Source organism: Streptomyces sp. SCPE 10 (genome assembly GCF_051980735.1).
GTDB lineage: Bacteria > Actinomycetota > Actinomycetes > Streptomycetales > Streptomycetaceae > Streptomyces > Streptomyces misionensis.
Genome location: NZ_CP197069.1, coordinates 7,790,442 through 7,814,610 on the forward strand (window position 1 = coordinate 7,790,442; position 24,169 = coordinate 7,814,610).

The following is a 24,169-nucleotide window of genomic DNA, read 5'->3' on the forward strand; positions in this document are numbered from 1 at the left end:
GGCTGCCCGCCTTGTGGCGCAGCTCGCGCAGTCTCGCGGCAAAGCGCAGTAACGGACCGTCTCCCGCATCGAGCGGACGCTCGCCACGCGGCATGTCCGCACCTCCCCCCGCATGTGCTGTGAGATCACATTTTTCGGTATCCGTTTGTTCGGCACCAGCCCTCCGAAGCCGAACAACCCGCAAGGGCTAGACATGTCCGGGGAACTGCCACAGGCCGTCCACGAAGAGTTCGAGGAATCCGAAAGCCCGAGCGCCGAAAACAGCCGGTGGGTGCCCACGCGCACGGGACACGACGTCACGCGGGAGAAGTCCCGAGGACGTCTCTTCGGAATCCGGAAAACCAAGGAGGAAATATGAACGAAAACACGGCCACGCCGCCGCAGGTACGGTGGATTCTCGCGTTCGACGCCTCGTGCGCGACGTGTCGCCAGATCGCCGCCACCGTGCGGCAGGCGGGCGACGGAAAGCTCGAAGTGCTGCCGCTGTCCAACCCCGAGGTGCGGCAGTGGCGTACGACCCGTCCGGGTGAGGAAGCGCCGCCCGCGCCGACGTTGATCAAGGTCACCGATGGCGAGGCGCGCCAGTGGACCGGGGCGGCCATGGCGCTGCCGCTCGTCCGGCACCTCGGTGTTCGCTCGACGACGGCCGTGCTGCGGGGGCTTGGCCGACTGCGGCAGGAGAGCCGGCGCCCCCTGCCGGCACCCGGGCACGGCGACGCCATGGGGCGGTCGCAGTTCCTGCGGCTGGGAACCGGCGCGGCGGTGGCGGCCGGGATCGTTCTCCTGGGCAGGACACCGGCGTTCGCGGAGGACTCCTGCCGGACCGCGCTGGCCTGGGCGCAGCGCAACAAGAACAGTCTGCCGCAGCGCTACAGCGACCTGGTGACCTATCCGCTCGTCTACCGTCGCGCCATCTACAGCGAGTTGTCCGCGAAGGCCCGCAGCCGGATGTGGCTCGAACACCTGGAGCACTACCGTGCCACCCGGCCCGACATGACACCGCAACAGCGAGCCGTCTACGACCAGGCTGTCGCCTGGGCCTCCTCACCGAACCACTTCGCCGACGACAACCGGACAGCGGCCACCCCCGCCCTGAAGCGGCTCAGCCGGTCCGCCTCGGAAGCGTTCGGCCCGGACGGCCGCAGCGCCCTGCTCGGCACTCTCGGCCCGGCCGAGGGCGCCGAGGCCACGGCGCGTCCCGCGGGCGGTGCCTGCACCTGCACGGACGAGGACGACCAGTGCACGAACGCCACCCACTGCCAGTACGGCGAAGGCGGCTGCCAGATGTATCGCGGCTGCGGAGCCTTCTGGCAGTACGTGTGCAACGGGCTCTGCATCAACTAGCCCTCGGCCAGGCGACCTTGGACGGCGGCCGCGGAGCCGATCCGTGATCGCGGCATCCATGGGTCGCTCCTGGGGCGGGCCGATGGCCCGCCCCAGCCGGGGCCCGAACCGGAGTCGGGACGCGCTCATCGACGCCCATCCGTCCTACGTGGTCGATCGGGTCGAGACGGCCACCGGCGCCACGTGCCCGGGCCGTGCCGTGCCGTCGACCTCAGGCGGGATCGGTGGCGGGCTCGGTCGCGTAGCGGCTCATCGCGTCGATGTTGGCCTCGGGCGTCAGCGGCCGGCCGCCGGCGAGTACTTCCTGGAGGTCCCGGAAGTACTGCACGTACAGGTCGGGCGTGAAGGTGCTGAGCATGACGGCGGGTTGGTCGGTCAGGTTGGCGAAGGTGTGCGGGGTGCCGGGCGGCACCATCACGAGGGTGCCCGTCACCGCGTCGTAGTCCTCGTCCCCGACGGTGAACCGCACGGTGCCGGACAGGACGTAGAAGCCCTCGTCGTGTCGGGCGTGGCGGTGCTGCGGCGGTCCCTCGGTGTGCGGGGCGAGAACGGACTCGGCGATCGCGAGGCGGTGCCCGGTGTGGCTGCCGTCCTCCAGAACCCGCATGCGCGTGGTACCCAGAACGATCATCTCGCCATCGCCGGGCCCGATCACCGCTACAGCGGGTCGGGGCCGCGGCTCGCCGGCCTTGGTTTCTTCGGTCATGCTCACGAGTTCACCGCCGGGCCCCCAGGGCTGTCCAAGACCTGTCCCGCAGCGCCGATACCCCGTGGGTATCGTGGCAGCGTGGAGCTACGGACCTTGCGTTACTTCGTGGCGGTCGCCGAGGAACTCCACTTCGGCCGGGCCGCCACCCGGCTGCACATGAGTCAGCCGCCACTGAGCCGGGCGATCAAGCAGTTGGAGGCCGATGTCGGTGCCCTGCTCTTCGCCCGCTCACCCGCGGGCGTCACGCTCACGCCGGCGGGCACCGTGCTGCTCGACGAGGCGCGGGCCCTGCTCGACCATGCCGACCGCGTCCGGGAACGCGTGAAGGCGGCGGCCGGCCTCGCGACCATCACCATCGGCATCCTGGGCGACGGCACCGACCCGGGAGTGGCCAGGCTGGCCGCCGCCTACCGCCGAAGCCATCCCGGTATCGACATCCGCATCCGCGACACCGATCTGACCGACCCGACCTGCGGGCTGCGCGCCGGACTGGTCGACGTCGCGCTGACCCGGGCACCGTTCGACGTGACCGCCCTGACGGTGCGCGCGCTGCGGAACGATCCGGTCGGCGTGGTCCTGCGCGCGGACGATCCGCTGGCCAGGCGCGACGGGCTGCGGCTGGCCGAACTGAGCGACCGCCGCTGGTTCCAGTTCCCGCAGGGCACCGATCCCGTCTGGCAGTCGTACTGGAACGGCGGCAGACCGCGCGAGGGCCCAGTGGTGCGCGCCGTTCAGGAATGCCTGCAGACCGTGCTGTGGAACGGCACGGTCGGCCTGGCCCCGCTCGGGCACGACCTGCCCGCGGAGCTGGCCGTGGTGCCGCTGACCGACATGCCGCCGAGCAGAGTGGTGGCGGTGTGGAAGGAAGGTGACACCAACCCGTTGATCCGGTCCTTCGTCGAACTCGCGACAACCGCGTACCGCCACTGACCACCGGCAGCCGGCGCTACCCCAACTCTCATGAACGGGTGACACCAGATCATCCGGAACAGGACTTGACGCCCTCCGAGGGGAGGGTCGGGCGGTTGTCAAACCACGGATCCCAGGGTTCCTCCTGCCGGATCCGCGACATAGCGCGGTCGGCGTGCCGGGTTGAGGCGGTAGGCCGCGTCGAACGTGGTCGCCTCGTACTCCTTGAGCCAGGCGAAGGCCTCCTGCGACAGCCGCCCGTCGTGCGCGAGCAGATCACGCACGAGCAACTCGCCGTAGGGCGTGTCGTCGTGTGCCGGCAGCACGACGAGGTCCGGCAGCAGCCGGTGCAGCCACTGCATCCGCCGTACGGAGTCGATGAAGACGTCGTCGGCGCCGGTCTGCATCTGTCGCACGTCGTCCACCGCCAAATGCCGCACGGTGTACAGCGCGTCGCCGGTGAGCAGCGCGCGCCGCTCGCCGAGCGAGACGAGGGCGCTGGTGGAGCCGGGGCTGTGGCCCGGCGTCGGCAGCAGCACCACCGAGCCGTCGCCGAACAGGTCGTGGGAGCCGCTGAAGCCGCCGACCTCCGGACCGGCGAAGTCCACCGGCCGCCACCTCGTTACTCCGGCCACCGAGCGCTTGTACGCCAGGGGCACCAGGCCGAGGATGAGCGAGTCGCGGGCCTCGTATTCGGCACGGCCCAGCACCACTTCGGCATGGGGGAAGAGCGGCAGTGAGCCGATGTGGTCCTCGTGGAAGTGTGTGACGATCACCCGGGAGACGTCCTCGGGGCGGCGGCCGTGCAGCGCGAGCTGGGCCTCGATGCGCTGGTCGGCGGGCAGGTCGTACTCGTCGTCGTCGGTGAAGTACTCCAGCACCGTGCCGCCGTAATAGCCGGCGTGGTCCTCGGCCTGGGCGGGGCCGATGCCGGTGTCGAGCAGGACCGGGCCCTCGCTGGGGTGCTCGATCAGGTACGCGTGGATGGGGACCCAGATGAACGCGGACTTGTCGGTCGCGAGGTCCAGTCCGCTGTAGCCGTCGAGTCCGCCGTAGAACTGGCCGTAGGGAACCTTCGTGCGGCCGACGCGGAGCGGTATCACCCGCACTGCCGTGGAGCTGTCCATGACCCCTCCTGGGTGAGGATAGAAACACGGAACCAACAAGTTCCGGGTTATGAAGAGACCGTAGACCCTGAAAAACCAGGAACGCAAGAGTTCCGCATTTTCGGTACGGTAGGGACATGCCAGAGATCGCAGATGACGACGCCCTCGCCCCCGGCCGCCGCCGCGGCACCCGCGGCCCCGCCCAGGACGAGACCGTGTCCGCGGCCATCGAGGCGGCGGCTTTCGACGAGCTGGCGGCGGCCGGCTGGCGCCGCCTGGCCATGGATGCGGTCGCCAGGCGCGCCGGCGTCGGCAAGGCCGCGCTCTACCGGAGGTGGGAGTCCAAGGAGGCCATGCTGCTCGACCTGGTGGCCCGCCTGGTGCGCCGGGAAGTCCCCGAGGTGCCCGACACCGGCACCCTGGCGGGGGATGTGCGCGGCTTCCTCGACCTGACCGTCGCCCAGACCGCCGACCCCCGGGTGGTACGGATCGCCGTCGACCTGCTGGGCGAGTCGGTACGCAACCCGGCGCTCGCCGAATCGCTGCGTCTCGCCGTCCTGGCCCCGCGCCGCGAGGCCGCCGCCGCCATGCTGCGGCGGGCCGTGGGGCGTGGTGAACTGCCCGTCGGACTCGACCCCGAACTCGGCACCGACCTGCTGATCTCGCCCCTGCTGCTGCGGCTGCTCCTCCCCGGCGCCCCGCCGGTGGACGAGGTCTATCTGGACACCCTGACGACCGTGATCGTCGCCGGGCTCGCCTCCGCCGCCCCAGGCACTTCGCCCGCCCGGAGATAGACGGAACCCGGGCCGATTTCAACGCCATGGCCACCTTGCGCGACCCGGACGGTGTCTCGCTCGGAAACGGACTTGACGCAGGGCCCACGCCCGCTGCGTGACACGGACGCCACCGAGGACGCCGACGGCGAATGGCCGTGAGGTCGGCCCGCGGGTCGGCGCATGTTCCGCTCCCGGACTGTTTCTTGAGCGATCGATCCAGATAGGTTACGGTGGGGTCATGGCAAGGACCCGGGAGTTCGACACCGAGGCGGCGGTGAGCCGCGCCATGGAGCTGTTCTGGACGCGCGGCTACGAGGCGACCTCGGTGCGCGACCTCACCCAGCACCTGGGGATCGGGCAGGGATCCCTGTACGCGGCGTTCGGCGACAAGGACGGCCTGTACCGGGCCACGCTGGAGCACTACCGCGCCACCCTCGCGACGGCAGCCCTGCGCAGTCTGGAGGAGGGGGCGGACGTCCGCGCGGCGATCCGTGCGCTGCTGACCGAGCGGGTCCGCATCGCCGTCGAGCGCGACGGTCAGGGCTGCCTGGCCGTCAACGCCGTCTGCGAGCGGCTGCCGCAGGACGTGGCGACCCGGCGCACCGTGCGCGATATGCAGGACGCGAGCCGGGAGGCGCTGACCGAGGTGTTGCGGGCCGCCAGGGACCGGGGCGAGATCGCCGACCGGCACGACCCGCACACGGTCGCGGCCTTCCTCGTCGCTTTCCTCAACGGCCTGCTGGTCTCCTCGAAGATCACCCCGGACCCGCGCGCCCTCGAACCCCTCATCGACGTCGCGCTGACCACTCTCGACTGACGGGCCGTCGAAGCCGGGCCGGACCTTTCCATGCCCAAATTCTGTAACGAACGCTCAAGAAAGTGGATGTCCCATGATGTACGACCACGACGGAGCACCTCTGCGGACCGGCCGTGCGGCCGTCAACGGAACGAGCCTTCACTTCCGGACGGCCGGTTCGGGCCCCGCCGTCGTGCTGCTGCACGGAGTGCCGAAGACCGGCTACCACTGGCGCCACCTGGTCCCGAAGTTGACGCCCCACCACACCGTCGTCGTGCCCGACGTGCGCGGTCTCGGCGACTCCGCCCGCCCCGCGGACGGCTACGACTCGGCGACGATGAGCGACGACATCGCCGAGCTGATGGCCGGCCTCGGCCACGAGACCTACGCCGTGATCGGCGAGGACTGGGGCGCGGTGATCGGCTACCAACTCGCCGCCCGCCGGCGCGACCACGTCACCTCCCTCGTCTTCGCCGAGGCACTGCTTCCCGGCTTCGGCTTCGAGGACCACACGGCCCTCACCCCCGAGAACGTCTCCGGCATGCACCTGTGGCACCTCGGCTTCTACTTCCAGCCCGACGTGCCCGAGATGCTGATCTCCGGACACGAACGCGAACTGATCACCTACATGATCAAGAACGAGCGCAGCCATCCCGACACCGCCACCCCCGACGCCGTCGAGGAGTACGTGCGCTGCTACTCCCTGCCCGGCGGCATCCGCGCCATGCTCGCCGTCTACCGGGCGATGCTCACCGACGCCGAACAGAACCGGGAGACCGCCCGGAACAAGCTCGACATCCCCGTGCTGGCGCTCGGCGGCTCCGCCTTCATCGGTGACCGCAACGCGGAACAGGCACGGTTCGTGGCCCACGATGTCACCGGACATGTCTTCGACGCGGGCCATGACCTTGCGGAGGAAGTGCCCGACGAGATGGCCGCCGTCGTCCTGCCGTTCCTGGCGGCACACCAGTAGCCGCCGACCCTCCGGCCGCCGGGCAGCTTCGGCCCCGGCGGCCGACCCCGAAGCTGCCCGGCCCGTGGCTGCGGCCGACAGCCGGCCGGCCGGGACGTCAACGGGCCGGGGCCGTCCGGGCGGAGGAGGAGGACGCGGAGGACCTGCGCAGCTCTGGAGTCGCGGCGCCCACCACGGCCACGGCCCCGAGACAGAGCAGCCCACCGCTGACAAGGGCGACTGCTCCCGAGGTCGCATCTGCCACGAGGCCGCCGCGCATATTGCCGATGTCGGGCCCGGCTTGCCCGACGATCTGTTCAGCGGCGCCTGGTCCACTCCGAGCAGCAGGTCGAAGGGCTCAACCTCAGTGGCACGCCCGCTGCGCCACCCCTCCTCCGCGCGATGCCGATGATGCGGCTCGGGAACCGCAGCGTTCCGGGCCGCCTGGGGCGGGCGCCGCCCGGGTCGGCTTCTCGGTGCGCGCGGGCGTCGAACCCGGTTTTCGCGTCCCCCTCGGGCCCCGGCGGCAAGCGGAGGCCGAAGCCGTCAGTCGATGGTGAGCTCGCCCATCGCGCTCCAGCCGTTCGCTCCCTCGATCGTGGTGCTCACGATGTCGGGGCTGCGGCGCAGCAGGGGGCGCATCGCTTCGAGGCCGGCGCGGAAGTGGTCGGAATTGACGTGCGCCTCGCCGGTGCCGTCCTGGAAGGCCTCGACGAGGACGTAGGTGTCGGGGTCCTCCAGGCTGCGGGACCACTCGAACCACAGGTTGCCGGGCTCGGAGCGGGTGGCCTGGGTGAAGGCTTCGACGTGCTTCGGCCATTCTTCGACGTGTTCGGGCTTCACGGGGAACTTGACTACGATGAAGATCATTCGCCGATGGTATGCCACGCGGGATGATTTGCCGTAAACCGGGGCATCAGCCTGTCGTTGGCGGGTGGAGAAACTCGCCCTGGCCCGGGGCCGACTACTCGACCCCGGGTCGTGTCGACGGGTCTCCTGATCGCTCGGTATCGCGGTCCGGCAGCCGCATTCTGGTGAATGCGGCATTCGCCGTATGCCGAACGCAGGTTGGATGCCCCGTGGCATGTCTGCCATTTTTTCGCCCGGCGATGGCAGGCCACCGTCGGCACGGTTCGCGGAGGCCCTTTACGAGCGCAAGCTCAGCAGGGCGAAGACGCCGCCGACCACCGGGCGGGCCTGGAAGCCGTTCTGAGTGTTCGCCGTGGTGTCGTACCAGTCGGTGAACGGCACACGCGAGGGGGAGGCGTTCGCGAACTGGTAGAGCTGGGAGACCAGCAGGTCGCTGACCGGGTGGTCGTGCAGCCACGCGGCCGTCCACATCTCCCAGTCGCCCTTGGTGTAGCTGTGCCGCACATCCAGGGGGATGCCGAACTGGTTGGCCTGCGACAGGTACCAGTCGCCCTCCTTCCGAGCCACCTCGCGCGGCACGAGGTTCAGCCCCAGCAGCACATCGGGGTAGCCGTTGTACTTCAGGCTCCAGGTACCGGGCTGGTCGTAGGCCAGCTTGAGGTGGTCCTGGTCGGGGTCCTGGGCCTTGTCCACCCACTGGCCGATGTAGTCGCGGGCGATGCCGGCGTAGTGGCCGGCGTCCGAGGAGTTGCCTGCCGCGGTCGCGATCTTCCCCATGGCGCCGAGGGCCAGGATGCCCTTCAGGGCGAGGTTGGCGCTGTGCGCGATGAAGCCGGTGAAGTCGTCGGTCTGGTTCTGGTAGCCCGGGTCGAGCGTGTTGTCCACCAGGTAGTCGGCCCACTGCTTGAGGATCGTGTAGTGCGCGGACGCGAACGCGCGGGCCGTGGCGGAGTTGCTGCGCGCCAGGTAGGCGGCCGTCATCAGCAGCATGTTGGCGGACTCCTCGACCGGCATGTCCTCCTCGTTGCCGTCGTTGTGTCCGGTCGCGTTGGGGTAGCTGGAGCCGAGGTCGTGCTCCGCGAACTTCTTCGGCCAGCCCCCGTTCTCCGCGTAGTCGAAGAGCGGCTCCAGGAGCAGACCGAGGTACTGCGGGTCCAGGTAGAGGAAGACCGGCATCGCCGGATAGGTCACGTCGATGGTCGAGACGTTGCCGTCGGAGGAGATCTCCTTCAGGAACGCCCAGGGCTTGCCTTTGCGGCCGGCCAGTTCGGTGCCCGCGTACGCCTGCCGCAGTGCCAGGGCGCACAGCGCGGCGTACTTGGCGCCGCCCGCGGCCGTCGCCTCCTTCCGCACCTTGTGGTCCAGGGCCGCGGTGCGCTTCCGTGCCGCGGCCGCGTCGGAGTGGAAGAAGGCGGCCATGTCCTGCCAGCTCGACCAGTACGACCTCCACAGCGGCGGCAACTGCTCGCCGAGGTAGCTGACGGCGGGGTCGCGGACGTGGCCGACCGACAGCAGCGCGCTGGTGGAGCCGTGGACGCTGCCGAGGTCGAATCGGAAGGCGAAGACCGGCCAGCCGTCGTTGATGGCGCGCGGCTGACGGGTGTCGGCGGAGTCGGTCAGCGCCTTGCCGTCCAGGGCGGCGGCGCGCACCGTGGTGTCCGAGCCGATCTGCCAGCTCAGCCCGGAGCGGTTGGTGGCGCTCCACACGACGGTGCCCCAGGACGCCATGTCGCCGTTCTCCTTGAGCACTCCGGGGCTGTCCGGAGTGAAGGACAGGGCGGTCGCCGTCGTGCCGCCCGAGCCGGACAGCTGTTCCTGCGACCACCGGATCTTCGTGCCGGAGTTGCCGGAGGCCCACTCGCCGGAGATGTCGAAGTACAGCGCGACGTCGTGCGCCTTGCCGTCCAGGCTGCGCACGTCCGCGGCGATGTACGACAGCGGCATCGACTGGCGGCGCAGGTCGCCGGGTTCGACGGGGGACAGGAACGTCAGGGTCAACTCCGCGCCGCCGGCCTCGAAGACGAACTGCGAGCGGGTCGCGGTGAGGGTCAGCGAGCGCTGCACCACGCCGCGGGAGAGCGGGTGGTCGGGGACGTTCGGTGCGCCCAGGAACAGGTAGTTGGTGCCGTCGACCCGGATGACACCGGTCATCGCGGTGGTGTGGCCCGTCCAGAACGCCGGCCAATGGCCGGCCGGCAGGTCGGCGTTCAGCCACGTGCTCAGGTAGGGCGAACGGACGGCCAGCGGAACGGCCGGGGGGCGGATCGGATCGAAGGACGGGGCGGCCAGACCGGGGAAGCGACCGCCGGAGGAAGCGGGGGCGGCCGTCTCCCGCGCCGTCGCGGAAGCGGCCTGCGCGCTCTGCGCGAAACCCGGCAGCAGACCGGCACCGGCCACGCCGAGGCCGGTGCCGGTCCACCGCAGCAGGCCGCGGCGGCTGAGCCCTCTGGCGGGGGCGCTGGAGTCGATACCGGACTCGGGAGTGCTCGACTCGTTGGCAGGCAGGCCGGCGTTGTCGTGTCTCGGGGTCATTCGGTTCTCCTGGAGGAACCCGCTCGGGGAAAGCGATGAAAGGGCAGGGGAGTCGCGCGAGAGCTGGACGGGCACGTCGGTCCGCCGGAAGAAGCCATGAGGAACGCGCGAAAGGTCCGGCATCGACCACACAGCAGGAATCGGAGGCTGTTCCTACAACGATGGAAAATTGAAGCAGGACGATGACAGCACAGCGGAGATGCCATGTCCACCCTTCGGACTCAACGTAAATCCCCAGCGTTTCAGGCCCCTCGCAGGCGAGTTGGACTCTGCTGATACCTGGCCTGACCTGTATTTATGTAACGGGCAAGGCGTCCGGCCGACTGACTGGGGGCGGCTTGGCAACCCTGACCGACTCCCTCGCCGCCGGACGTACGGGTCCGCGACACAAGCCGATTTTGATGAACACCGTCTGATGCCTTGACAGCTTTCGGCGCTGTCGTCCACTGTGCCTCTGCATCGTTGTACGAACCGTCAGGCCAGGTCGTCCGCAATCCCGCCCGGCCGGATTCCTCTTCGCTCTTCCACCAGAGCTCCGCACACCCAGACTTATTCGACGAGGATGTGATCGGCGCATGTACGCCTCCCTCCGGTCCAAGGCCGTTTCCGCCGCCGTACTGACCGCCGGCCTGTGCCTGGCCGCGACCGCCTGCACGAAGACCGGCAACGACTCGCCCAAGTCCGACGCAGGCGCGAGCGCCGCCGAGACCGCGGCCGCCCAGCAGCTCGCGACACCCACCGACTCCGCCGACGGCCCTGGTTGCACCTACCAGAGGTACGGCGGCGGAGTCCCCAAGCTCGACATCACCGACGGAAAGACCGTCGTCGGCTTCTCGCAGTCGGAGTCCACCAGCAACCCCTTCAGAGCCACCGAGACCAAGAGCATCGAGGCGCAGGCCAAGAAGTTGGGCGTCAAGCTCATCGAGCGCAATGCCAACGCCGACGTCAACGCGCAGAACTCGCAGATCGAAGACATGATCGCCCAGGGCGCCAAGGTCCTGATCGTCGCCCCGGAGAACTCCGACGGCCTCGGCCCCGCGCTGGCCCAGGCCAAGGCCAAGAAGATCCCGGTGCTCACCATCGACCGCTCCGTCACCGGCACCGCCTGCACCGACTTCATCGCCTTCGCAGGCTCCGACTTCTACGGCCAGGCGCAGATCGCCGCCGACGACCTGGCGAAGGCCACCGGCGGCAGCGCGCACGTGGCGATCCTGACCGGCAGCCCCGGCAACAACGTCACCACCGACCGGACCAAGGGCTTCGAGGACCAGGTCAAGGCCAAGTACCCGAACATGAAGATCGTGGCCTCCCAGACCGGCAACTTCGCCCAGACGGACGGCCAGAAGGTGATGGAGCAACTGCTCCAGGCGCACTCCGACATCAACGCGGTCTACGCCGAGAACGACGAGATGGCCCTCGGCGCCATCCAGGCGATCAAGTCCGCGGGCAAGACCCCCGGCAAGGACGTCAAGATCGTCACCATCGACGGCATCTCGCAGATGGTCCAGAACGTCGCCGCCGGCCAGGCCGTCGCCGACATCGAGACCAACCCGCGGTTCGGTCCGCTCGCGTTCAAGTCGCTGCAGGACTTCTACGGCACCACCGGCGTGCAGCGCAGGGTGATCATCAAGGACGGTCACTTCACGCCCGACAACGCCAAGCAGGCTCTGTCCCAGGGCTTGGTGTACTGACCGGCCCGCCGGCTCCGGTGGCCCGCGGAGGTTCTCCTTCCGCGGCCACCGGACCCGCCGCAACGGCTGCCGCGCCGCCCTCACCGCATCCGGCAGTCCCGTATGAGGAGGCAGACGTGGTCCAGCAGGACCTCGATCCCCGCGGCGACTTCGTACTGGAAGTCACCGGGGTGAACAAGAGCTTCGCCGGCGTGCACGCGCTGCGCGACGTGGAGTTCGCCCTGCGCCCCGCCGAGGTGCACGCGCTCATCGGCGAGAACGGCGCGGGCAAGTCCACACTGATCAAAGTGATGACCGGGGTGTACCGGCCGGACTCCGGCACGGTCCGGCTGACCGGTCGCGCACGCGACTTCCGCAACCCGCTGGAGGCACAGGCGGCCGGAATCTCCACCATCTACCAGGAGGTCAACCTCGTCCCCCTGATGTCGGTCGCGCGCAACCTCTACCTCGGCCGCGAACCGCGCCGCTTCGGGCTCGTCGACGTCGCCCGGATGAACCGTGACGCCGCCGAGGTGCTCGGCCGCTACGGCGTGCACGTCGACGTCACCCGCCCGCTGCGCGAACTGGGGCTGGGCGCCCAGCAGATGGTGGCGCTGGCCCGTGCCGTGCAGATCGACGCACGGGTGGTCATCATGGACGAGCCCACCTCCTCCCTCGAACCGCGCGAGGTCGAGACGCTCTTCTCGGTCATCCGCCGTCTGAAGGAGCAGGGCATCGCGGTGGTCTACGTCAGCCACCGCATCGAGGAGCTCTACACGATCTGCGACCGGGTCACCGTGATGCGCGACGGAGCGGTCGTGCACACCGGCGCGATCGCCGAACTCCAGCGGCTGCGCCTGGTCTCCCTGATGCTCGGCCGGGAGATGTCCACCGTCCGGGAGAAGGGCACCACCGCCTTCGACACCGAACGCCACGACCGCCGGGAAGGCCGGCCCGTGCTGCGCGCGACAGGTCTGTCGGCCCGTCACCGCCTCCACGACGTCTCGCTGGACGTCCACCCCGGCGAGGTCGTCGGCCTCGGCGGACTCCTCGGGGCCGGCCGCAGCGAGACCGCGAAGGCGATCGTCGGCGCGCTCGCCACCGACGGCGGCACCGTGGAGGTCGAAGGGACTGCGATGCACCGGCGCAGTCCCGCCGCCGCGATCCGGGCCGGCGTCGTGATGCTCGCCGAGGACCGCAAGACCGAGGGCATCATCCCCAACCTGTCGGTGCGCGAGAACATCTCGCTCGCCGCGCTGCCGCGCCTGTCACGGGCGGGACTGGTCTCGCAGGCGAAGCAGGACGAGATCGTCGAGTTCTTCATGAAGCGGCTGCGGATCAAGGCCTCCGGCCCCGACCAGAAGGTCAGCGATCTGTCCGGCGGCAACCAGCAGAAGGTGCTGCTCGCCCGCTGGTTGTGCCTGAACCCCAAGGTGCTGCTGCTCGACGAGCCGACCCGAGGCATCGACGTCGGAGCCAAGGCCGAGGTGCAGGCACTGATCGACGAACTCGCGGGCGACGGCCTCGGCGTGCTGTTGATCTCCTCCGACTTGGAGGAACTGATCGAGGGCTCCGACCGGGTGGTGATCCTCAAGGACGGACACGTCGTCGGACACCTCGACGGCGCGGAGGTCACCGAGGAGGGCCTGCTCGACGCGCTCGCCACCGCACCGGGGGACGCGGCCGGCGAAGCCGCACCCGGCCCCGGGGGCGAGGCCCCCGTGTCGCCCGCCGCCGCGCCGGCCACGCCGTCCGAGTCCGCCCCCGTCAAGGAGAACCAGCGATGACCTCGCTCACGTGGTCCGGCCCCGTCGCCGACCGCGCCCGCCTGTTGCGCCTGCTCCAGGAGTACGGCGTCTACGCCGCCCTCGTCGTGCTGTTCTGCGTGGCCGTCGGCATGGACGCGTCGTTCGTCGAGATGAGCAACATCCGCGTCCAGCTCTTCCAGCTCGCGCCCACGCTGCTCGTGGCGCTCGGCATGTCCCTGGTCATCGGCACGGAGGGCATCGATCTGTCGGTCGGCGCCGTGATCGCGTTGGCCGCCTCCGTCGTACCGCTGTACGCCGGCTACGGACTCGGTGGAGCGCTGCTGGTCGCCCTGCTGCTCGGCGCGGTCTCGGGCGCGGTCGGCGGCGCGATGGTGGCCTTCGCCCGGATCCAGCCGATCGTGGCCACCCTGTCGCTGATGATCGGCGTGCGGGGCCTGGCCGAGATCATCAACGGCAACTCCGCCAAGCCCGTCCTCCAGTCCGGGATCCTCGGCCTCGGCTCGCGCAGTGTCGCGGGCGTACCGGAGATGGCGTGGATCGCCGCGGTGTGCGCGCTGCTCACGGGTCTGCTGGTGCGCCGTACCACGTTCGGCAGGCAACTCGTGGCCGTCGGGGACAACCGGCAGGCCAGCCGGCTGTCCGGGCTGCCCGTGCGGCGCGTGCTGATCACCGTGTACGTGATCTCCGGGGTGCTGGCCGCGCTGGCCGGCGTCCTGATCGTCAGCCACGGCGCCGAGGCCGACCCCGCCAACCAGGGCCTGAACATGGAGCTGAACGCCATCACCGCGGTCGTCGTCGGCGGCACCCCGCTGTCCGGTGGCCGGGTACGGGTGCTCGGCACCGTCGCCGGAGCCCTGTTCATGCAGCTGATCACCGCGGTGCTCACCCAGCACAACGTGCACACGTCGTACACCCAGATCGTCGAGGCGGCCATCATCTGCTTCGCCGTGTACGCCTCCCAGGAGCGTGGTACCCGATGACCTCGACCGTCCTTGCGACCGGGCAGCCCGGGGCGGACGCCGTGCGGCCCTCCCTCGGCGAGCGGATCGCCCCGCGGATCCAACGGCGCGGCGCACTGGCCGTGCTGGTGCTGGTGGTCGCCGTCGCCTCCGCGACCTCCGACACCTTCCCGACCTGGTCCAACATCAGCAGCATCCTCGGCAACAACGCCTTCGTGTGGCTGCTGGCCCTCGGCATGACCTTCGTCATCATCACCGGCGGCATCGACCTCTCCGTCGGCTCCATGTACGCGCTCGGCGGAGTGCTCGGGGCCTACGGCTCCACGCACGGCACCTGGCTCGCGATCCTGCTGCCGCTCGCCGTCGGCGCCGCCTGGGGCACCGTGCAGGGACTGCTGGTCGCCCGGGCCCGCATGGCGCCGTTCATCGTCAGCCTCGTCGGACTCCTCGGGCTGCGCGGCCTGATGCAGGCCGTCACCGACGAGGGCGCGACCACCTACCTCGTGCCGCAGCACTCCGCCTTCCGGTCGCTCGGCGCGGGCACCTGGACCCCGGTGCTGATCGTGGCCGTGCTCTTCGCCCTGGGCGCGCTGCTGCTGACCCGCACCCGCTTCGGCGCCACCCTCACCGCGATGGGCGGCAACGAGAACGCGGCGCTGCTGCTCGGCCTGCCGGTGGCCCGCGCCAAGGTGCTGGCCTACCTGCTGTCGGGCACCTTGGCCGCCGCGGCCGGCGCACTGGGCGGAGCGCGCCTGGGCTCCGGGGTGACCACCATCGGCATCGGCTACGAGCTGACCGCGATCGCCTCGGTGGTCATCGGCGGCACCCTGCTCACCGGAGGCAGCGGCTCGGTCAGCGGCACCGTCAGCGGCGTCCTGCTGCTCGCCGTCATCCACAACCTCATCGATCACTACTTCTCGCAGTACGGCTCGGCGTTCACCGACACCGTGAACGGTGCGTTTCTCGCTGTGGTAGTTCTGATGCAGACCCTGCTCAGCCGCACTCAGCAGCTCGAGTGAGCAGCGGCCGCCGAACCTGACGCGCCCGCCCGGCCGCCCAGCGGACGGCCGAGACCATCCTCCGCCCTCTGAGAAAGGATCGCCGTGGGTGTCAGCCTGAAGGATGTCGCGCAGCGCGCCGGTGTGTCGGTGAAGACCGTGTCGAACGTGGTCAACGACTACCCGCACGTGACTCCTCGGACCCGGGCGCGGGTCCAGCGGGCCATCGACGAGTTGGGCTACCGGCCGAACCTGACGGCACGTCACCTGCGCAAGGGCCGCACCGGTTTGATCACACTGGCCATCCCGGAGCTCGGCAACCCCTACTTCGCGGAGGTCGCGGGCGCGGTGATCGACGTGGCGGCCCGGCACGACCTGACGGTGCTGCTCGACCACACCGCGGGCCTGCGGGAGAAGGAGCTGCTGGTGTCGCAGGGCTTCCGCTCGCACGTCATCGACGGGCTGATCCTCAGCCCGATCGGGCTGGAGCGCGAGGACCTGCTGGCCCGGCCCGAGGGACCCCCCATGGTGCTGCTGGGCGAGCGTGAGTACGACGCCCCCTACGACCACATCATGATCGACAACGTGGGCGCGGCCCGGATCGCGGTGCGTCATCTGCTCGACCTCGGACGGCGCCGAGTCGCCTTCCTCGGCGCCCGCCGCGAGAGCGCCCGCCAGCCCGCCCACCTGCGGCTGCGCGGCTGGCGGGAGGCGATCACCGCGGCCGGCCTGACCCCCGACGAATCGATGGTGGTGGCCACCGAGGGCTACGACCGGGCCGACGGCGCCGCCGCGATGGCCGCCCTGCTCGACCGGGACGAACGCCCCGACGCCGTCTTCGCCTACAACGACCTGGTCGCGCTCGGCGCCATGCGCACCCTGGTGGAACGCGGCCTGCGAGTGCCCGACGACATCGCGGTGGTCGGCTTCGACGACATCGAGGAGGCACGCTACGGAGCGGTCTCGCTCAGCACCGTGGCCCCCGACAAGTCCGACCTCGCCCGCCTCGCCGTGGAGTGCCTGGTGGAGCGGATCGCCGACCGGGGGAACGCCGAACCGCTTCCGCCCCGCCGGATCCTGCCCGGCTACCGGCTGATCGTGCGCGAGTCCACCGCGATCCGCAGGCCCTGACCGGCACCCTGGGTGCCGCCACCCCCATCGCCCCGACGACCGAGGACGACGACCTTGACACCCCACCCCACCCTGACCGGCTCACCGTTCGGCACCGCGCCCGACGGCACACCGGTGCACCGCTGGCGGCTGGACTCCGGCAGCGGGGTCAGCGCGGACGTGCTCACCTTCGGCGGCATCGTCTCCAGCCTGCGCGTTCCGGCACCCACCGGGAGCGTCGACGACATCGTGCTCGGCCTGCCCGGCATGGCGGAGTACTCAGCGCCCAACCCCTATTTCGGGGCGCTCATCGGCCGCTACGGCAATCGCATAGCCCACGGTGAGTTCACCCTCGACGGAGAGACCCACCACGTACCCGCCACCGACCGCGGCCAGGCACTGCACGGCGGCCCCGCCGGCTTCCACCGACGGGTCTGGAAGGGCGCCCCGGCCCCGGACAACGGCTCCGACGCCGCCGCGCTGCGCCTGGAACTGCGCAGTGCCGACGGAGACATGGGATTCCCCGGCACCCTGGACGTCCAGGTCACCTACAGCCTCGACCGCGACGGCACCTTCGCCATCGACTACCGGGCCCGCACCGACCGCGCCACCGTGGTCAACCTCACCAACCACTCGTACTTCAACCTCGCCGGCGCCGGCCACGGCGACGTGCTCGGACACACTCTGGAACTCGACTCCGACGCCTACCTGCCCGTGACCGCCGAGGCGATCCCGCTCGGCCCGCTCGCGCCCACCGCGGGCACCCCCTTCGACTTCCGGGCCGCTCGCCCCATCGGCGAGCGGATCGAGGCGAAGGACGACCAGCTGACCGCGGCCGGCGGCTACGACCACTGCTGGGTGCTCGTCCCGGTCGCCGCCCGGGGGACGCTGCGCCGCGCCGCACGCCTGGCCGACCCCGGCAGCGGCCGGCGGATGGAGGTGTGGACCACCGAGCCCGGCATACAGGTCTACACCGGCAACACCCTGGACGGATCGCTCGCCGGAGCCGACGCCAAGCCCTACGAGCGCCACGGCGCCGTCTGCCTGGAGACCCAGCACTTCCCCGACTCGCCGAACCGGCCGGAGTACCCGAGCACAGTCCTGCGACCGGGGGAGGAGTACCACACACGCACCGAGTTCCGGTTCCCGCACCTGACCCTGTCCTGAGGACCGCGGGACGGCCGTCCGCGACGCGACGGCGCAGATGTCCCGCCCCGTCCACCCGCGCGCCGCGACCCACTGCCACCGGACCCCTCGACCGCCGTCGGAAACGCACCGCCGACGGCCGTCGGCGAAGCACGCCCGGCGCGATCGAACGGCGGCACCCCACGGCGGAGCCCGCCGGACCTCGTGCCGGTCTTTCCGTCACATGCCCCTGCACTGTTCCGCACGACCGCAGAGCCCGGTCCTTGACCAGGAGGGACACCCCTATGGAACGCCGCACGTTCCTGACCGGAACCATGTCCGTCGCCGGCGCCGTCGCCCTGACCGGCACCGCCGCACCCGCGCAGGCCGCCCCGACCCCGAGCCCTCTCGCCGCTGCCCCAGGCACCGGTCCCCACTACACCGCCAACCGCGCCCCGCTGCGGCAGGAGCCGTTCCTGCGGCTGCCGCCCGGCAGCATCACCCCGAAGGGCTGGCTGCGCACCCAACTCGACCTCCAGCTCGACGGCCTGAACGGGCGCATGCCCGAGGTGTCCGACTACCTGGACGCCGGGACCAGCGGGTGGTCCGTCCCGGAGCGGGACGGTTGGGAAGAACTCCCCTACTGGCTCAGGGGGTTCGGCGACCTGGGCTACGTCACCCAGGACAGTCGTACCCTCGAACTCACCCGCACCTGGATCGACCGCATCCTCGCCACCCGGCAGCCCGACGGCTTCTTCGGCCCCGCCGGCCTGCGCACCTCCCTCAACGGCGGCCCCGACTTCTGGCCCCACATGCCGGTCCTGGACGCGCTGCGCACCTGGCACGAGTACAGCGGCGACGACCGCGTCGTACCGGCGCTGACCGGCTGGTTGAAGTACCTCCACGCCCAGCCCGGCACACTCTTCGGGCAGGGCTGGGGCTCGGCACGCGTCGGAGACACCATCGACACCGCCTACTGGCTCTACAACCGCACCGGCGACGACTGGCTGCTGGACCTGGTCCGCACGATGCACACCCACAGCGCCGACTACACCCACACGATCCCGACCTGGCACAACGTCAACCTCGCCCAGGGCTTCCGCGAACCCGCACAGTACGGCGTGCTGGCCGGCGACCCCTCGTTCCTCGCGGCCACGCACCGGGTCTACGACACCGTCATGGGCGGCTACGGGCAGTTCCCCGGCGGTGGCTTCGCCGCGGACGAGAACGCACGCCCCGGCTACCACGACCCGCGCCAGGGTTTCGAGACGTGCGGAATCGTCGAGTACATGCACAGCCACCAGATACTCACCCGTATCACCGGTGACACCGTGTGGGCCGACCGCTGCGAGGACCTGGCTGTCAACACGCTGCCCGCCGCCTTCGACCCGCAGCAGAAGGGCACCCACTACGTGACGGCGGCCAACGGCATCCAACTGGACAACGTTGCCAAGTCGCACGGCCAGTTCAACAACTCCTTCGCCATGCAGGCGTACATGCCCGGCATCCACCAGTACCGCTGCTGCCCCCACAACTACGGCATGGGATGGCCCTACTACGCCGAGGAGATGTGGCTCGCGAGCATCGACGGCGGACTGTGCGCCTCCCTGTACGCCGAGTCCTCCGTACGGGCCAAGGTGGGTGACGGCACGACGGTCACCGTGACCGAGCGCACCGACTACCCCTTCGACGACACCGTGACCCTGACGGTGTCCACCCCGCGCGCCGTCGACTTCCCGCTCTATCTGCGGGTACCGGGCTGGTGCGAGGAGCCCTCGGTCCGGCTGGGCGGGCGTCCGGCACCGGTCCGGCGCAGCGGCGGCTACCTCGTTGTCGACCGCCGGTGGCACGACCGCGACCAGATCGTGCTGCGGTTGCCGATGCGCACGACGGTGCGCACCTGGGGCGCCAACGAGGACTCGGTCTCCGTCCACCACGGCCCCCTCGTCTACTCCCTGCGCATCGAGGAGAAGTGGGAGCGCTCCGGCGGCAGCAGCGCATGGCCGGAGTACGAGGTGCGCCCCGCCTCGCCGTGGAACTACGCACTGGAACTGGACCGGCAGGCACCCGCCCGGTCCTTCACCGTGGAACGCACCCGCGCCCGCGCCGCCAACCCCTTCACCCAGTCCGGCACTCCGGTGGTGATGCGGGCCAAGGGCCGGCGTCTGACCGGCTGGGTGAGCGACGACCAGGACGTCGTGGCTCCGCTGCAGCAGAGCCCGGCCCGCACCACGGAACCGGTCGAACACCTCACGCTCGTCCCGGCGGCCGCCGCACGGCTGCGCATCACGTCCTTCCCGACCGCCTCCACGGCCGCGAAGGCACTCCAGTGGGCGGCGGTGACCGCTTCCTTCAGCGGCGTCGACAGCCCCCAGGCGCTGCTCATGAACGCCGCCGTCGAGCCGTCGAGCTCCTACGACCAGACGATTCCGCGCTTCACCTGGTGGGACCGCACGGGGACCGAGGAGTGGATCCAGTACAGCTACGCCGAACCCGTCCGCGTCAACGCGGTATCGGTGTACTGGTACGACGACTCCGGCCACGGTGCCTGCCGCGTCCCCGACTCCTGGCGGCTGGAGCACCTCTCCGCGGACGGCCGGTGGCAGCCGGTGGACGGCGCCACCGGCTACGGCGTCGCCACCGACCGGTTCAACCAGCTTTCCTTCCCCACCCTCACGACCACGGCACTGCGCATCACCGCGCGGCTCCGTGCCGGGTTCTCCGGCGGCGTGCTGGCCTGGCGCATCCAGCCGGACGGGCCGCGCGCCTGACAGCCGGCAGAACCCACCGGGTCGGCAACCGACGCCGTGAACGGACGGCGGGCAGGCCGACGCATCACTCCAACGAAAGGTGAGATCGCCTTGAGTCCCGGAAGACACCGCACGGCGCTCCTGCGCAGACTGGCGGCCGCGGCTCCGCTGCTGCTCGGCGGCGCACTCCTCGCACCGGCCTCCCTCGCCCACGCCGAACCGGCCGGCGAGGCGGCCGCCACCGTCACCCCGCAGGGCCTGCGCAGCGACTGCTACCTCAGCTCCGACAGCACGTCGCTGGACTTCGCCACCTACGGCAGCACCGGCGTCCAGCACTCCCTCAACGTCAAGGACCTGCTGCCGACGCTGCGCGACTGCGCCGGGTCCACCCTGAACGACGCCGTGCACTGGACGGGCATGCTGGACGTGCCCACCGGTGGCTCGTACACGTTCTACATCAAGGGCGACAACGGCTTCCGCATGTCGCTCGACGGTGCGAGCGTCATCGACCACTGGACGACCGACTGGGACGTGCAGACCACATCGCAGCCGATCACGCTGACGGCCGGCATGCACCAGCTGTCCTTCGACTACAACCAGGGCAACGGCGGAGCGTACATCCAGACCGAGTGGTCGGGCCCCGGAATCGACCGGCAGCCCGTCCCCGACTCCGCCCTGCACCAGCCGGCCGGCTTCGCGCCCCTCGACCTGCACAGCACCGTGGACTCCACCGGCCGGAAGGCTGTGGTACAGCTGCCCGCCGCGGTGAGTTCCGTACCGGCGGACGTCACGAAGCACGTCTCGGTGATCGCCGGCGGCCACCGCTGGAACCCGGCCGTGACCACGGACGCCGCCGATCACTCCAAGCTGGTCTTCACCGCGGCGGCCTCGGACACCCCGGCGGCCATGAAGTCCCAGGTGCGCGTCAGCTACGACGGGCAGGGCGGCCTGAACACCGCCACCGGCCCGCTGGACGTCTTCTCCAGCCTCGCGCAGAACGACTCCACCTGGTACTTCGCCACCAAGTGGGCCAAGGACGTCTCGCCGTCCAACGCGCTGCCCGACTACCCGCGTCCGCAGCAGACGCGCAAGCGGTGGACCAACCTCAACGGCACCTGGCAGTTCCAGGCAACGACGCAGGACGCCCCGCTGCCCACGAGCGGACTGAGCGGCAGGATCCTCGTCCCCTACCCGATGGAGGCGCCGCTGTCCGGCGTCGCCGAGCACCACGACTGGTCGCTGTACCGGCGCACGTTCAAGGTGCCGGCCTCCTGGCGGGTCGGGTCGGGCAACCGTCTCCACCTGAACTTCGGGGCCGTCGACTACGAGGCGTGGGTCTACGTCAACGGCAAGCAGGTGGCCCACCACACCGGCGGCTACCAGGCGTTCACGGCGGACATCACGGACGCCGTCACGCGCCGCGGCGACCAGACCGTCATGCTGAAGGTCAAGGACACCACCGACCCCTCCCAGCAGGCGACCGGCAAGCAGTCGCTCGACCCGAGCGGCATCTGGTACACCCCGACCTCGGGCATCTGGCAGACCGTCTGGATGGAGCCGGTTCCGGAGGAGAGCGTCGACTCGCTGGTCCTCACGCCCGACCTCAAGGACGACTCCCTGTCGGTCACGGTGCGCCCCAGTGCCGGGACGAAGTCCTCGGCCCGGGTGACCGCCACCGCGTTCGACGGCGGCGAGCGCGTCGGTTCCGTCACCGGCGCGGCGGGCGTCCCGCTGCGGCTGCACATCCCACACCCCAAGCTGTGGAGCCCGGACCACCCGTTCCTCTACGACCTGAAGGTCACCCTGGCCGACGGCCGCTCGCACGACAGTGTGGGCTCCTACTTCGGCATGCGATCGATATCGGTCGCCCGGGTCGGCGGGGTGAACAAGATCGAGCTCAACGGCAAGCCCACCTTCCTCCTGGCCACTCTGGACCAGGGCTTCTGGCCCGACGGCGTCTACACGGCGCCGACGGACGCCGCGCTGAAGTCGGACCTGCAACTGCACAAGCAGCTGGGCTTCAACGCCGTGCGCAAGCACATCAAGGTGGAACCGGCCCGTTGGTACTACTGGGCCGACAGGCTCGGGCTGATGGTCTGGCAGGACATGCCCAGCCGCAACACCGACTCCGCCGACGCCGCGAGCAACGCGGAATTCGACAAGGAGGTCCACGAGATCGTGGACCAGCACATCAGCAGCCCCTCCGTCGTCATGTGGACCATGATGAACGAGGGCTGGGGCGAACAGAGCAAGCAGTCCACCGGTGATCTCGCCGACTCGGTGAAGAAGCAGGACCCCTCGCGTCTCGTCGACGCGCACTCGGGAGTCAACTGCTGCGCCTCCAAGGGTGATTCCGGCCGCGGTGACGTCATTGACTACCACCTCTACCACGGCCCGGCGAACCCCGCGCCCGACTCCACCCGCGCGGCCGTCGACGGAGAGCACGGCGGCTACTCGCTGACGATCCCCGGGCACATCGCCGGCGTCGCGGGCGGCCAGGACTACGGTGACGGACCCACCGACATCGCGGAGATGACCAAGACCTACGTGGACAACACGAGCCAACTCCTGGCGAACGCGTCCACCACCCTGTCCGGCTCGGTCTTCACCCAGATCAGCGACGTCGAGGGTGAACTCAACGGTCTGGTGACCTACGACCGGGCGGTCCTGAAGGTCTATCCCGACCAGGTGAGGGAGATCAACCGCAAGGTGATCGCGGCCGGCGCCGCAGCAGGCGGCACGGCTCACTGACGGAGGCCCCCACACCTGGTACAGCTCGGCTCAGGCCCTCTCGGGACCGGTCACCCGGTCCCGAGAGGGCCGTGCCTCGTCGTGTCCGAGCAACCGGCCCACGGGCAGGACAGGTTGCGGCGACCCCAGGTCGCCGTGAGTCCGGTTCGGTGGGGCGGCGGTCTACAGCGCGGTCGCCGCGCGGACCAGACACGCGACCGCCGTGGAGCGGCTGTGCGGGGGCCAGGCGATGACCGTCGTGACGCGCGGGGCGTCGACGACCGGCACGGCGGCCAGACCCTCTCCCAGGCCGGCGCGGCCCGTCTCCGGGACGATCGCGCAGGCCCGGCCGAGGGCGATGAGCTGGGTGAGCTGGGTGTGGTCGCGCACCTGCGGACCGGGGCCGTCCGGGAAGGTGCCGTCGGCGCGGGGCCAGCGGGGCAGGGGGAGATCAGGCAGGCCAGTGATGTCGGCGAGCCGCAACTCCCGGCGCGTACCGAGCGGATGACCCGCCGGGAGGACCGCGACCTGGCCCTCGGTGTGCAGTTCCTCGGTGTCCAGACCGGCCGTGTCGTCGAACGGCCGGTGCAGCAGCGCCACATCGGCCCGGCCGTCGCGCAGCACCTGCGCCTGCTCGCCCGGCCCGCACAGGAGCACGTCCACGGCGACCGCGCCGGGTTCGGCCGCGTAGGCGTCGAGGAGTTTCGCCAGCAGTTCGCTGGAGGCGCCGGCCTTCGCGGCCAGGACCACGGCGGGGCGGCCGGCCCCGGAGAGGGCGGCCCGGCGGGTGCGCCGCTCGGCCGCCTCCACGGCGTCCAGCGCGGCCCGCGCCTCCCGCAGCAGCACCGCCCCGGCCCCGGTCAGGGTGACACCCCGGGTACCGCGCTCCAGGAGGGCGGCACCCAGTCGCCGTTCCAGCCCGGCGATCGCCCGCGACAGCGGGGGCTGGGCGATCCCGAGCCGCTGCGCGGCCCGGCCGAAGTGCAGCTCCTCGGCAACCGCCACGAAGTACCGCAGCTCACGTGTCTCCACCATGCCAGCCTAACCCGGCCGAGCAGGGGCGA

At 70.6% G+C, this 24,169-nt stretch carries 18 protein-coding genes and 1 pseudogene; 13 read left to right on the forward strand and 6 right to left on the reverse strand.

The genetic code is table 11. The features are described 5' to 3' along the window. Positions 1 to 354: 354 nt before the first annotated feature. Complete coding sequence (locus ACSP97_RS35325; protein ID WP_355527575.1) at positions 355 to 1,344, forward strand: bacteriocin fulvocin C-related protein; 990 nt, start codon at positions 355 to 357, stop codon at positions 1,342 to 1,344. A gap of 211 nt (positions 1,345 to 1,555) precedes the next feature. On the opposite strand, the gene ACSP97_RS35330 is transcribed toward ACSP97_RS35325, so the two are convergent. After that, complete coding sequence (locus ACSP97_RS35330) at positions 1,556 to 2,050, reverse strand: cupin domain-containing protein (RefSeq protein ID WP_440555905.1); 495 nt, start codon at positions 2,048 to 2,050, stop codon at positions 1,556 to 1,558. 81 nt (positions 2,051 to 2,131) lie between these two features. On the opposite strand from ACSP97_RS35330, the gene ACSP97_RS35335 reads away from it, so the two are divergent. Beyond that, positions 2,132 to 2,983: a LysR family transcriptional regulator gene (locus ACSP97_RS35335; protein WP_355150866.1), complete on the forward strand. Its 852-nt coding sequence runs from the start codon at positions 2,132 to 2,134 to the stop codon at positions 2,981 to 2,983. Positions 2,984 to 3,081: 98 nt separating this feature from the next. Here ACSP97_RS35335 and ACSP97_RS35340 read toward each other — a convergent pair whose 3' ends face one another. Continuing rightward, entirely contained in the window at positions 3,082 to 4,089 is a 1,008-nt protein-coding gene (locus ACSP97_RS35340; protein WP_440555906.1) for an N-acyl homoserine lactonase family protein, read from the reverse strand. Between the two features lie 116 nt (positions 4,090 to 4,205). Here ACSP97_RS35340 and ACSP97_RS35345 point away from each other — a divergent pair, with 116 nt between their 5' ends. The 3 genes from ACSP97_RS35345 (at position 4,206) to ACSP97_RS35355 (ending at position 6,613) form a co-directional block, all read left to right on the forward strand. After that, entirely contained in the window at positions 4,206 to 4,862 is a 657-nt protein-coding gene (locus ACSP97_RS35345) for a TetR/AcrR family transcriptional regulator (RefSeq protein ID WP_440555907.1), read from the forward strand. A gap of 220 nt (positions 4,863 to 5,082) precedes the next feature. Next, positions 5,083 to 5,661 (forward strand): TetR/AcrR family transcriptional regulator, encoded by a 579-nt coding sequence (locus tag ACSP97_RS35350; protein WP_440555908.1) that lies wholly within the window; start codon positions 5,083 to 5,085, stop codon positions 5,659 to 5,661. 73 nt (positions 5,662 to 5,734) lie between these two features. Beyond that, positions 5,735 to 6,613 (forward strand): alpha/beta fold hydrolase, encoded by an 879-nt coding sequence (locus ACSP97_RS35355; protein ID WP_440555909.1) that lies wholly within the window; start codon positions 5,735 to 5,737, stop codon positions 6,611 to 6,613. A 97-nt stretch (positions 6,614 to 6,710) separates the two neighbouring features. Here ACSP97_RS35355 and ACSP97_RS35360 read toward each other — a convergent pair. From ACSP97_RS35360 to ACSP97_RS35370, 3 genes and pseudogenes are all read right to left on the reverse strand, one after another. Next, positions 6,711 to 6,920: pseudogene (locus ACSP97_RS35360) on the reverse strand (MFS transporter); the annotation flags it as partial. Positions 6,921 to 7,138: 218 nt separating this feature from the next. Then, entirely contained in the window at positions 7,139 to 7,462 is a 324-nt protein-coding gene (locus ACSP97_RS35365) for a putative quinol monooxygenase (protein ID WP_440555910.1), read from the reverse strand. 276 nt (positions 7,463 to 7,738) lie between these two features. Further along, positions 7,739 to 9,994: a glutaminase family protein gene (locus ACSP97_RS35370; protein WP_388312020.1), complete on the reverse strand. Its 2,256-nt coding sequence runs from the start codon at positions 9,992 to 9,994 to the stop codon at positions 7,739 to 7,741. Between the two features lie 575 nt (positions 9,995 to 10,569). Here ACSP97_RS35370 and ACSP97_RS35375 point away from each other — a divergent pair. The 8 genes from ACSP97_RS35375 to ACSP97_RS35410 all read left to right on the forward strand — a co-directional run bounded on the left by ACSP97_RS35375 (position 10,570) and on the right by ACSP97_RS35410 (position 23,126). Beyond that, entirely contained in the window at positions 10,570 to 11,685 is a 1,116-nt protein-coding gene (locus tag ACSP97_RS35375) for an ABC transporter substrate-binding protein (RefSeq protein WP_355150852.1), read from the forward strand. A gap of 116 nt (positions 11,686 to 11,801) precedes the next feature. Continuing rightward, a complete protein-coding gene (locus ACSP97_RS35380) occupies positions 11,802 to 13,451 on the forward strand; it encodes a sugar ABC transporter ATP-binding protein (protein WP_440555911.1) in 1,650 nt (549 codons plus the stop codon). Further along, the gene (locus tag ACSP97_RS35385) at positions 13,448 to 14,413 is read left to right on the forward strand and encodes an ABC transporter permease (RefSeq protein WP_355150848.1); all 966 of its coding nucleotides are present in this window, start codon (positions 13,448 to 13,450) and stop codon (positions 14,411 to 14,413) included. The genes ACSP97_RS35380 and ACSP97_RS35385 overlap by 4 nt, the downstream gene beginning before the upstream one ends. Then, positions 14,410 to 15,411: an ABC transporter permease gene (locus ACSP97_RS35390; protein WP_355150846.1), complete on the forward strand. Its 1,002-nt coding sequence runs from the start codon at positions 14,410 to 14,412 to the stop codon at positions 15,409 to 15,411. Before ACSP97_RS35385 ends, ACSP97_RS35390 begins: the two co-directional genes overlap by 4 nt. 84 nt (positions 15,412 to 15,495) lie before the next feature. After that, on the forward strand, positions 15,496 to 16,521 hold the full coding sequence (locus ACSP97_RS35395) for a LacI family DNA-binding transcriptional regulator (RefSeq protein WP_355150844.1): 1,026 nt from the start codon (positions 15,496 to 15,498) through the stop codon (positions 16,519 to 16,521). A gap of 54 nt (positions 16,522 to 16,575) precedes the next feature. Then, positions 16,576 to 17,667 (forward strand): aldose epimerase family protein, encoded by a 1,092-nt coding sequence (locus ACSP97_RS35400; protein ID WP_440555912.1) that lies wholly within the window; start codon positions 16,576 to 16,578, stop codon positions 17,665 to 17,667. Between the two features lie 263 nt (positions 17,668 to 17,930). Further along, complete coding sequence (locus ACSP97_RS35405) at positions 17,931 to 20,396, forward strand: beta-L-arabinofuranosidase domain-containing protein (RefSeq protein WP_440555913.1); 2,466 nt, start codon at positions 17,931 to 17,933, stop codon at positions 20,394 to 20,396. Between the two features lie 90 nt (positions 20,397 to 20,486). Then, positions 20,487 to 23,126 carry a PA14 domain-containing protein gene (locus ACSP97_RS35410; protein ID WP_440555914.1) on the forward strand — a complete coding sequence of 880 codons (2,640 nt, stop codon included), beginning with the start codon at positions 20,487 to 20,489 and terminating at the stop codon, positions 23,124 to 23,126. 162 nt (positions 23,127 to 23,288) lie between these two features. Here the strand turns inward: ACSP97_RS35410 and ACSP97_RS35415 are convergent, their stop codons facing one another. Further along, positions 23,289 to 24,137 (reverse strand): LysR family transcriptional regulator, encoded by an 849-nt coding sequence (locus tag ACSP97_RS35415; RefSeq protein ID WP_440558524.1) that lies wholly within the window; start codon positions 24,135 to 24,137, stop codon positions 23,289 to 23,291. Positions 24,138 to 24,169: the final 32 nt, after the last annotated feature.